Source organism: Synechocystis sp. LEGE 06083, assembly GCF_015207725.1.
GTDB classification, from domain to species: Bacteria; Cyanobacteriota; Cyanobacteriia; order Cyanobacteriales; family Microcystaceae; genus Synechocystis; species Synechocystis salina.
Genome location: NZ_JADEWJ010000123.1, coordinates 1 through 10320, shown reverse-complemented (window position 1 = coordinate 10320; position 10320 = coordinate 1). Strand labels below are relative to the sequence as shown.

8 protein-coding genes, 1 tRNA gene and 1 pseudogene are annotated in these 10320 nt (G+C 49.8%); 5 read left to right on the top strand and 5 right to left on the bottom strand.

Going from position 1 to position 10320, the window contains the following annotated elements:
* Positions 1-18: 18 nt before the first annotated feature.
* Positions 19-1614 carry a photosystem II high light acclimation radical SAM protein gene (locus tag IQ219_RS10790; protein WP_194072594.1) on the bottom strand — a complete coding sequence of 532 codons (1596 nt, stop codon included), beginning with the start codon at positions 1612-1614 and terminating at the stop codon, positions 19-21.
* Positions 1615-1912: 298 nt separating this feature from the next.
* On the opposite strand from IQ219_RS10790, the gene IQ219_RS10785 reads away from it, so the two are divergent.
* The 4 genes from IQ219_RS10785 to IQ219_RS10770 all read left to right on the top strand — a co-directional run bounded on the left by IQ219_RS10785 (position 1913) and on the right by IQ219_RS10770 (position 4699).
* Positions 1913-2257, top strand: a complete 345-nt coding sequence (locus IQ219_RS10785; protein WP_190597033.1) for a DUF1830 domain-containing protein — start codon at positions 1913-1915, stop codon at positions 2255-2257.
* A 137-nt stretch (positions 2258-2394) separates the two neighbouring features.
* Positions 2395-3828: a glycogen synthase GlgA gene (glgA, locus tag IQ219_RS10780; RefSeq protein WP_194072593.1), complete on the top strand. Its 1434-nt coding sequence runs from the start codon at positions 2395-2397 to the stop codon at positions 3826-3828.
* A 307-nt stretch (positions 3829-4135) separates the two neighbouring features.
* Positions 4136-4207: transfer RNA gene (locus IQ219_RS10775), tRNA-Lys, on the top strand.
* Positions 4208-4408: 201 nt separating this feature from the next.
* Positions 4409-4699, top strand: coding sequence for a hypothetical protein (locus tag IQ219_RS10770; protein ID WP_194072592.1), 291 nt, complete (start codon positions 4409-4411; stop codon positions 4697-4699).
* Here the strand turns inward: IQ219_RS10770 and lipB are convergent.
* A complete protein-coding gene (lipB, locus tag IQ219_RS10765; RefSeq protein WP_194072591.1) occupies positions 4680-5363 on the bottom strand; it encodes a lipoyl(octanoyl) transferase LipB in 684 nt (227 codons plus the stop codon). The two genes, IQ219_RS10770 and lipB, sit on opposite strands and share 20 nt — an antisense overlap.
* A 439-nt stretch (positions 5364-5802) precedes the next feature.
* On the opposite strand from lipB, the gene raiA reads away from it, so the two are divergent.
* Positions 5803-6378 (top strand): ribosome-associated translation inhibitor RaiA, encoded by a 576-nt coding sequence (gene raiA, locus IQ219_RS10760; RefSeq protein WP_190596890.1) that lies wholly within the window; start codon positions 5803-5805, stop codon positions 6376-6378.
* A 199-nt stretch (positions 6379-6577) separates the two neighbouring features.
* Here raiA and IQ219_RS10755 read toward each other — a convergent pair whose 3' ends face one another.
* From IQ219_RS10755 to IQ219_RS10745, 3 genes and pseudogenes are all read right to left on the bottom strand, one after another.
* A complete protein-coding gene (locus IQ219_RS10755; protein WP_194072590.1) occupies positions 6578-8725 on the bottom strand; it encodes a peptidoglycan DD-metalloendopeptidase family protein in 2148 nt (715 codons plus the stop codon).
* A 565-nt stretch (positions 8726-9290) separates the two neighbouring features.
* Complete coding sequence (trmL, locus tag IQ219_RS10750; RefSeq protein WP_190596894.1) at positions 9291-9752, bottom strand: tRNA (uridine(34)/cytosine(34)/5-carboxymethylaminomethyluridine(34)-2'-O)-methyltransferase TrmL; 462 nt, start codon at positions 9750-9752, stop codon at positions 9291-9293.
* 158 nt (positions 9753-9910) lie between these two features.
* Positions 9911-10320: pseudogene (locus IQ219_RS10745) on the bottom strand (putative glutamate--cysteine ligase); the annotation flags it as partial.

The window sequence follows — 10320 nt, the reverse complement described above, 5'->3', positions numbered from 1 at the left end:
GGCCAGCATCTGGCCAAGCTAAATAGGACTGAGTTTTTTTCCCTCTGCCATGGTGGGGGGGAAATTTTTTTGCTTGGGCAGGGGAGCATTGAGGGCGGTTTCCAGATCAGCTTTGCCCAGGCGTTGTTCCAGAATATCCATTACTTCCCGACCGAAATCATTGGGGTTTTGTTGCCAAGCCTGGAGGCAAACTTCACCAAAAAATGAGCCAAGGGGTTCTGGATTCCAGAGTAATTTTTTGGCCGTCCAGGGCATCATACTCATGGGGTCATAGCCTGGTTTGAGGATTTCTTTGTCCAGGGCATAGGTTTCTAAATGGGTGTGAGGTTGTAGCCCAATGAAGAAAATGGCCGGCTCCACTTTTTCGGCACCAAAAATAGCTTCCAATTCTCGGTGGTAGGCAATGGTTTGACGGATGGTATCCAGGGTTTCATCGATAACGTTGAAGGAATAATTGACGGAAACCAAATCGTTAAAGCCCGCTCCCTTCAGATCCCGACAGTTCTGCAACACGGTGCGGAGGTTGTAGCCCATGCGCATTTTCCGCACCAATTCCTGGGAGCCGCTGGTGATGCCAATTTCAAAGTAATTCATCCCCGTTTGCACCATCAGTTCACATAACCGTGGGGTTAAATTATCAGCTCGGATATAGGCCGCCCAGTGAATATCCTCCATACCCGAAGCGGCGATCGCCTCCAACAGTTCCACCACGTCATCGATGAAAACTTTAGCTGGAATAAATTGGGCATCGGTGAACCAAAAATTGCGAATGCCCCGGTCGTAGAGCTGTCGCATTTCCTGCACCACTTCAGCGGCGGGGTTAATTCTGACCTGTTTCCCTTCCACCACGGTGTAAACGCAGTAACAGCAATTGTGGGGACAACCCCGCTTGGTTTGTACCCCTAGGTAAAAATCATCTTCCTGGAGGTAATAGTCAAAGGCCGGCCAAATGGACTCGATGTAGCCGTAATCACAGGCGGTTTTGACCATGGGGGAGGGCTGCTCATGGATTAACCGGGGCCGGGGCTGACTGCGGCCCACCACGTAACATCGTTCATCCTCAATGGCTTGCCCCCGCAGATATTTTTCCAGTAACGTCTCCCCTTCCCCCACTGACACAATGGTGCCCGCTGGCAACTTGGTTTTTAGCTGTTCATAAAAAACACTGACTGCACCGCCCCCGACAATGATTTGGGGATCACTGCAATAACGCTTTGCCCTCCGCAACCCCCGTTTGATTAAGCCCAAATTGCGCCACAATTCGCCGTAATAGGCGCTGGTGACTTTTAAACCACCCAGAGCTCCCCTCAGTTTCACCAGGGGATTTTTGCCGTAGTAAAACTCAAACGCATTCTGGAGAGGATTGCCGCCCCTTCCCCCCACCGGGGCATAGATTTGAATATCCCGCCAGGAAAAAACCAAAATTGTCGGCTGGAATTCATCAATACATTCATCCAAAGCGCGGTTGAAATCTAGGGGAGGAATAGTGCCTAAATCAAAAATTCGCTGGGCGATCGCCGGAAAGCATTTATGGACATGGTCCGCCAGATAAACCACCCCAATGGGGAAAATTGGGTTACAGGGAAGACGAACGTACAAAAGGCGATCGGTCATGGCGTTAGGACACTGGTAGGGTGAGATCAGCGACGGGAGGGATTAGCCCCACCTCCTCACAATTGTAATATATCTTAATGATTGGCTGGGGCTGCCGAGCCCAGATTTTAACCGTTCCAGCCCCAGGTAATTGCCAAAGACAAAATAAAATACCCAGAAAAAATTTTCCTAAACCCATGGCAAAGCCAGAGTCAAAAAATTTGATTGTAATTATCTTTACAGCGGATCGGGATCAGCGGGTGTTAGCTTTGTCCAGAATAGTAAAAAGACCTTTTTTTAATAAAATCCCATGCCTGCCATGTCTCAAATTCTTGATCCCATCCCCAACGACCAGCCGTCAGCCCTATTCTGTTGCTACGTTAATGCCACCAATCAAATTCAAGTGGCTCGCATTACCAATGTCCCCAATTGGTATTTTGAAAGAGTTGTGTTCCCTGGTCAACGGTTAGTGTTTGAGGCGGTGCCCAGTGCCCAGTTGGAAATTCACACTGGCATGATGGCGAGCTCAATTATTTCCGACACTATTCCCTGTGAACAGCTCAGCATCAACCCCGATGGACTGGACTCGGAAGGATTTGCTTCCCCAGAACCAGAAGACCAAAACGACTCCGCCGGAATCCCTTCCCAATCTTTAGTAGCCTAGGAAAACTCAAACCAGAGAGTGAAAAAAAGTCGCCGTTAACCTGACATACTCCCCGATGGAGAACCGGCACCATCATATAATTGAGCGGAAAGCATGGTAACCAGGCCCCGAACTCAATTAGTGGAATTAACGACGGTATGAAGATTTTATTTGTGGCGGCGGAAGTCTCCCCCCTAGCAAAGGTAGGTGGTATGGGGGATGTGGTGGGTTCCCTGCCCAAAGTTCTGCATCAGTTGGGCCATGATGTCCGTGTTTTCATGCCCTACTACGGTTTCATTAGCGACAAAATTGATGTGCCCCTGGAGCCGGTCTGGAAAGGGGAAGCCATGTTCCAGCAGTTTGCCGTTTACCAAGCTAACCTCCCCGATACCGACATTCCCCTTTATTTGTTTGGCCATCCTGTGTTCGATTCCCGTCGTATCTATGGGGGGGAAGATGAGGCTTGGCGTTTTACCTTTTTTTCCAACGGGGCGGCGGAATTTGCCTGGAACCACTGGAAGCCAGAAATTATCCACTGCCATGATTGGCACACCGGCATGATCCCCGTTTGGATGCACCAATCCCCGGACATTGCCACTGTATTTACCATCCACAATCTTGCCTACCAAGGGCCCTGGCGGGCTTTGTTGGAAAGTATGACTTGGTGTCCCTGGTATATGCAGGGAGATAATGTAATGGCGGCGGCGATCCAGTTTGCCAATCGGGTGACCACGGTTTCCCCCACCTATGCCCAACAGATTCAAACCCCTGCCTATGGGGAAAAACTAGAGGGGTTATTGTCCTACCTCAGTGGTAATTTAGTTGGCATTCTCAACGGCATTGATACGGAGACTTATAACCCAGCCGAAGACCGCTTTATTAGTAGCGCCTTTGACGCGAAAAGTTTAGATAAACGGGTAAAAAATAAAATTGCCATCCAGGAGGAGACGGGGTTAGAAATTAACCGTAATGCCATGCTGGTAGGCATAGTAGCGCGCTTGGTGGAACAGAAAGGTATTGATCTGGTGATTCAGATTCTTGACCGCTTCATGTCCTATACCGATTCCCAGTTAATTATCCTCGGCACTGGCGATCGCCATTACGAAACCCAACTTTGGCAAATGGCGCCCCGATTTCCTGGACGGATGGCGGTGCAATTACTCCATAACGATGCCCTTTCCCGTCGAGTCTATGCCGGAGCCGATGTGTTTTTAATGCCTTCCCGCTTTGAGCCCTGTGGCTTGAGTCAACTAATGGCCATGCGCTATGGCTGTATCCCCATTGTGCGGCGTACCGGTGGATTGGTGGATACGGTATCTTTCTACGACCCCATCAATGAAGCGGGTACTGGCTATTGCTTTGACCGCTATGAGCCCCTGGACTGCTTTACCGCCATGGTGAGGGCCTGGGAAGGTTTTCGCTTCAAGGCCGATTGGCAAAAATTACAGCAACGGGCCATGGGGGCAGACTTTAGTTGGTACCGTTCCGCCGGGGAATATATCAAGGTCTATAAAGGCGTGTTGGGCAAGCCCCAGGAGTTGAGTCCCATGGAAGAGGAAAAAATTGCCAAGTTAACCGCCTCCTATCGTTGACCTTTCGAGGGTTAGGAGTTTGTTGGCAAGGTTTTAATCTGCCCCCGAAATCGCCTTACTCACTCCCTGGTATGGGTAGATCTTTCCTTTCCTTACTTCCCCCAGCTTGGAGAGCAGATGGGCTTTTGAAATAACTTTAAGGTTGAAGGTTTCAGCGGGAATTAACTCCGAGGGAACTAGGCTTTGCTGGGCAATGCCACGATGTTATCGCCTCGCCAAATACCCAACTTCAAAAAAATTAGTGCCCAATGCTTGTGATGGGACAAAAGCTATGTTAACGTTATAAATCGTGCCAATGAGGCGCAACGGGTCGCTAGCTCAGCGGTAGAGCACTCGGCTTTTAACCGATTGGTCCTGGGTTCGAATCCCAGGCGACCCATATTTTTAAGAAACTATGTAGACATAAGTTATCGGCGGGCGTCTCGGTGGATTTTGTGCCCAACCTGGCCGGCGTTCTTGTTAACTGGTTCCCCATGGATTGCCCATCGCCCAACCGCACTATGTTACAGGCGAGAGGAATCGCAAATAAAAGCTATATTGTAGGTAAGCTTCCCCCAGAGGGTTTTGGAACATTTTAGGAATGAACTTTTACTGGCCCCGTTTTGTCAAAGTTTTTTATCGCCGCGAGCCCATCTCCAGCTTCATTTTGATTGTGGCGGCGGTAGATATGGTGTTGGGGGGAATAGATGGCAAGTGGAGCTTATTTTCCCTGGGCTTGATGGTGGCTCTGTTGGGGGTGGGAATACGCTGGTGGCAGTCAGAAAAAACTAAATCGATCGCCGTTAAACAGTCCCCGCGCCGTTATTTACCCCCTAGTGGTGGCACCCAGCGCCAACCCTTACCTATGTTAACTAAGCAACATCGTCGCTGAGCCAGGGGGGCATTTCCCCAGTGGTGATCCAGGTAACTGGAAGGACTTCGGCAAAGGCTTGAATAACTAGGGGGCGAATCTCCTCAACGGTGAGACCAGGTAGGAACTGGTTTAAGCTCCCCACAGGCCGATCGCCAATGCCACAGGGCACAATCTGGCTAAATCCTGCCAGATCAGGACAAATATTGAGGGCAAAACCATGGCAAGTGATCCAGCCACTGACCTTAATGGCGATCGCCGCCACCTTATGGCCCCCTAACCAAACCCCCGTTAAACCAGGAATACGCTCCCCCGATAGGTCTAATTTGCCCAGGGTGACGATCAACACCTCTTCTAGTTGTCGCAAATACCAGTGCAAGTCCTTCTGGAAATGATTTAAATCCAGGATGGGATAGCCCACCAATTGTCCGGGACAATGATAGGTTACTTCCCCGCCCCGTTCCGTGCGCCACAATTCCGCCGGGGGATGTTCCGGGTCGAACTTCAGATACTTGGTTTGGGAACCAGTGCCCAGGGTATAGACCGGGGGATGCTCCAACAGCATCAGTCCGTCCTCCCGTTGGCGATCGCCTTGTTTAGCCCTGACCCATTGGCGTTGATAGTGCCAGGCTTGGCAGTAGGGCACCAGCCCCAACGATAATAGACGACAGGAAGGATTGGCCATGGCGCTACAACGGAAACAGAATTAAGCTAAAGTTGCCAGAAATTAAGAAACGTAAAGAGATGCAAAGGAAAGTCAAAATCACCTAACGGATTAAGTCTTATTCAATACATAGTGCTAATCTGAAGATAGTCTTAGGGGTTGATTATTTACCACCACAATTCTCTGGAAGACTTTACCTCTACCCTAGGGATGGTTAAAAGTGAACCAAAGAATAACAATGTCAGGGTTATAATTCATCACTAAGCCCAAATTTATGGTGCTTTCTTCAATGATCCATACTTTCAATATCCTTAGCGACAAGGCGTTTCAAGTAATGATTCCACCCCACTGTTTCTGGGAATAGTTGCCTAATCTAACCTGGTTTTTAGAACCCAAGGTAGATCCACAAAAACCCAACCATTGCTCATTTTTTATTAATTTTACGAAGGGAGAATTCAGTATGAAACTGTTAATTCAGGGCAATAATATCACAGTTACTGAAGCGATTCATGATTACGTGGAAGAAAAAGTCGAGAGAGCAGTTAAACATTTTCAAAATCTAACTACCAAAGTTGATGTTCATCTTTCCGTGGCCCGCAACGCCCGCATTACTAACAAACATAAGGCGGAAGTAACGGTCTATGCCAACGGTACAGTGATCCGAGCCCAGGAAGGCAGTGAAAATCTTTACGCCAGCATTGATTTGGTGGCCGATAAAATTGCCCGTCAATTGCGGAAATATAAAGAACGTATCCAAGATAAGCAACATGGCAATGTCAAAACTAGCGAAATCGTTGAAGACAAGCCGGTGGAAGCAAATCTAATTGGCGATCGGGCTCCCGAATTACCGTCGGAAGTGTTGCGGATGAAATATTTTGCCATGCCCCCCATGGCCATTGAAGAAGCCCTGGAACAGCTACAGTTGGTGGACCATGACTTTTACATGTTCCGCAATAAGGACACCGATGAAATTAACGTCATCTACATCCGTAACCATGGCGGCTATGGCGTTATTCAGCCCCACCAAGCCAACTAGTTACTGACTGAAACTTAACTTCAAATAAAGCAAGGATGGGTCCGAAAGGCCTATCCTTTTTTGTTGTCCAAAAACTTTATTCCGTGGCCCCCTCAAATAAAAGCCCCCGGGCTTCATGCTGTGAGTAACAACGAAGCTAACCCAGGGGAATAAACACACTTAAGAGGTACGATCCAGCAGTATGGCGACTAAATAGAATCTAGCGACTACGGGGTAACAAGGCCACAGGATTGACGGCATTAGTTCCGCCTACCCGAATTTCAAAGTGGAGGTGGGGCCCGGTGCTGCGGCCAGTGCTCCCCATTTCCGCAATTTGTTGACCTTGTTCAACGTATTCTCCCCGACGCACCAACAAACGGTTGTTATGGGCATAGTAGGTAACACTGCCATCACCATGGCGAATTTTAACCAAATTACCAAAACCGCCGGAGTTCCAACCAGAAAAGACCACTTCTCCAGAGGCCGCCGCCATGATAGGGGTGCCAATGGGGGCAGCAATATCAATGCCGCGGTGCATGCGGCCCCAACGGGGACCAAAACCAGAAGTGAAGACTCCCTTAGCGGGCCAGATATAGCCATTAAACTGGGCTGGACCGCGGGGAAAATCAGGAGTACTCAAGCCCGGCAACTCGGGGCTGACTTCCTGGATAACCGGAATCTGAATACTGTCGTTGTAGCCCTGCACTGGGCTAGGGGCCGAACCGATAATTTGGGACTGGCCAACGGAAGTAGAAAACTGACTCCTTTGTCCCTGGGGAGAATATTGCCGTTGTAATTGGGCTAAATCTTGCCGGGGCTGGTTGAACTTGACAGGTAGGGCTTGGGGGGAACGGGCTTGCCAATCAGGAACCGCTTCGTTGTTAACTTGGCGGGCAACGGTCACGGCCCTTTGGGGCACCATCGGAGTTCTGGTCGGTTGGGTTTGATTGAGCTGGGTTACCTCTGCTTTTAGCTGGGTTTGGTATTGGGCTTCCGGCTCCTCCTGGGCTCTGGCTACCCTTGTTTGGGCCGTCGGCTGGGTAGAAACAAAGCTAGGCAAGCTGGGGGTCACAGATTCCGGCACTGCGGCCACAGTGATGGGAGGGGGAATGACCAAAATCTGCTCTGCTTTGATCTCGTCCGGATTACTCAGACCATTTGCTTGTTGGATTTTTTCCGGCTGAATGTCGTGGCTGCGGGCAATCTGACTGAGGGTGTCCCCTGGCTTAACTTGGTAGGATATTTGCCCATCAACATCGGGAGTAACTGTAGGAGTCGAGGGTAATGCTGCAATGGCAGGGGAAGTTTCCAGCACGACCGGAGTACCGGGGAATGCAGGCTGGGCCACGATCGCCGGGGTTGTTTCGGGGGGGATAACGGCGATCGCCACGGGCTGGTCAATGTTTAACGCCGTTTGCACTGGTTGGGCCGGCTGGGCCATACCATTCTGACGCAAATTATCTAAGGAAATATCTTCCCCAGAGGCTAAGGATTCATCTTGCCGTTGGGTTTTGCTGGGAGCTGGGGCCACAGCGGGGAGAGTAGGCACGGGCATAGATTGGGGATTGGCCGGGCTGGAGCTAGGCTGAACTTCAATGGCGGTAAACTCTTCCGGCGCTACCACGGCAATGGGAATGGGGCGATCGCCATGGGCGGCGGCGGCCACTTCTACGGGGCTGGGCAGGGAAGCTTTTGTGTCGAGCTTAATGCCTGCATCTTCAGCGGTACTTTTAATTCTTTGGGAAGTTAACTTTTCTTCCAACGGTTCAACGACGGTGCCCTGCATCGGGCGACTCACATCGGCAACTAAAGTTTGGGCCTTGGGCTTAACGGCAATGGTATTAGCGGTGCTAGAAGACTGACCGGGAGCTAAGGATGAAGAGACAACCAGGGAATCAGTCTGCTCCAGGGGAGCTAGGGGCGGAATAGTGGCAGCAGGAGCTTGGTCGTTAGCTGCTTTTACTGAAGAACTAGGTCTGGGAATACTGAGTACTTGTCCTGCCTGCAACGCCGTATCAGTGCTAATGCTATTGGCCAGGGCAATGGATTTGGCGTCCACTTGAAAAGCTTGGCTAATTTGCCAAAGGGACTCACCTTCTTTGACTTGGTGCTTCAGGGAAGGGGAAGCCAGTACGGACTCAGTGGGGGAGCCATGGGATTGGTCTAGGGATAAGTTACTCACCGCAGCCAAGGGGGAGTTGCCAGAACTGGTGGCGGCGGTGGCGGTTTGGGAAAACAACATACCCGTTGCTCCCATGGAAACAGCTAAACCCACCATTGCAGCAGAGCGGCGAACCCGACGGTATCCTTCGCCCAGGGGCACATTACCCTCTTGTTTAGTGCTTCCATCATAGGAACTAGTCTCCATCGAAGGGGATGAACACGAGGGAAAAAATGTCGCCGGTTGATTGAGTACGTCTTTCAAGAAGAACCTCCTTGTGTGTGAATGAGCCTAAAACCTAGAGCTAGATTGTTAGACCGCCACAGCCATTTCAGGTTTGATGGGAGATTAAATTCCACGACTGAATCTGACTGAGCCAATATACCTAATGAAGAATGAAGACTGCTAAGAAAGATTAACCTGCTTTCAATGATTCGACAAGCTGGTAGAAATTCCTGTTTTTACAGAGTTGTGAAAAATAGTAACGAATTTAGATCAGTGGTTAACTGACCCCCTAGACGTAGGTCTCCGCTTTTTGTTTCTGGCAAATTTCCTTACCCTGCCAAGCTTTTTCCCTAGCTGCTTTGCCTACTTTTCTCGGAAAAAATCCCCCGGCGATCGCCTAGAACCATCAGTTCTAGGTCTATTTTTAATCAGAAATTTTAATTGAATCGAGTCCTTGGCTAATTCGCTCCAGCCATCACAATTTCTTATCAGTTCATTAGTTCGATTTTGTCACTTTTGCCCCATCCCATTGCAGTGGCAGAGCTTCCTAACCAAGACTGCGTAACTGTCGCCTGGCCTCAAACAGGGCGATGGCGGTGCTGGAGGCTAAATTCAAGCTCCTCACCTCACATTGGGGCATGGGAATGCAAAGTAACTGGGTCGATAAATCCCGCATCATCTGGGGTAAACCATCTGTTTCACTGCCCATCATCAGCCAATCCGTGGGCTGGTAAGTATAGTCCCAAAAATTAACCGTGCCAGTGACGCTAAAACCGAGCAGGTTACCCCCCTGGATACGCCAATGGGCAATAAATTCTTCGCAACTATTGTGATAATGGAGGTCAACATAGGGCCAATAGTCTAATCCCGCCCGTTTGAGATAGCGATCGCCTAGTTCAAAACCCAGGGGGCCGACCAAATGTAATTCTGTCCCAGTGGCGGCACAAGTTCGGGCGATATTGCCAGTATTGGGGGGTATTTGGGGATTAACTAGGACAACTTTCACCATAAAGGTTATTTTTGCGGGATTTAATCAGGATTTATGCGAAAAATGGTCAGAAATATTTTCCCATGTCAGTGATGGAGATCACAAACTATCGATAAACAACAGTTATTAAACTGTCCCCTCGGCAAAAGTTTATGATTTTTTATCAGCTACTGAGGCCATCAGACTAAACTCAGTATTTCATCCCGGGCTTTGGTGAGGGGTAAACAGAGGTCCTGGGCCAGCATGGCTTCCTCCGTCTGCGTTTGGAGAATCGCCTCCTGGACAATGGTTTGGGGACTTTTACCCCGTTCATATTGGCTCAGCCATTGTTGGGCCATGTTGCCTTCCCGCAGAATTTTCAACAATGGGGGCAAAAAGCAAGCAAAGCCTTGATATTTAGCTTCCGGCTGTACGGACTGGTATAACTCCTCAATCCATTCCCTGGCGGCGATCGCCCGGCCATCTCGCCAATGGTGCAGGGTACTGTCCAAACTACCGACGGCGGCATCCATTTCATTTTGATCCGCTAGAGTCAGCAATTCTGAGGGGGTAAGCTGGCTTTGTTGGAGGGGGTCCAGGGCTGTCTCTT

Bases quoted from the DNA above. Each gene is read 5' to 3' on its own strand.
- IQ219_RS10790 (WP_194072594.1), bottom strand. From the start codon at position 1,614: ATGACCGATCGCCTTTTGTACGTTCGTCTTCCCTGTAACCCAATTTTC.
- IQ219_RS10785 (WP_190597033.1), top strand. From the start codon at position 1,913: ATGTCTCAAATTCTTGATCCCATCCCCAACGACCAGCCGTCAGCCCTA.
- lipB (WP_194072591.1), bottom strand. From the start codon at position 5,363: ATGGCCAATCCTTCCTGTCGTCTATTATCGTTGGGGCTGGTGCCCTAC.
- raiA (WP_190596890.1), top strand. From the start codon at position 5,803: ATGAAACTGTTAATTCAGGGCAATAATATCACAGTTACTGAAGCGATT.
- glgA (WP_194072593.1), top strand. From the start codon at position 2,395: ATGAAGATTTTATTTGTGGCGGCGGAAGTCTCCCCCCTAGCAAAGGTA.
- trmL (WP_190596894.1), bottom strand. From the start codon at position 9,752: ATGGTGAAAGTTGTCCTAGTTAATCCCCAAATACCCCCCAATACTGGC.
- IQ219_RS10755 (WP_194072590.1), bottom strand. From the start codon at position 8,725: ATGGAGACTAGTTCCTATGATGGAAGCACTAAACAAGAGGGTAATGTG.
- IQ219_RS10770 (WP_194072592.1), top strand. From the start codon at position 4,409: ATGAACTTTTACTGGCCCCGTTTTGTCAAAGTTTTTTATCGCCGCGAG.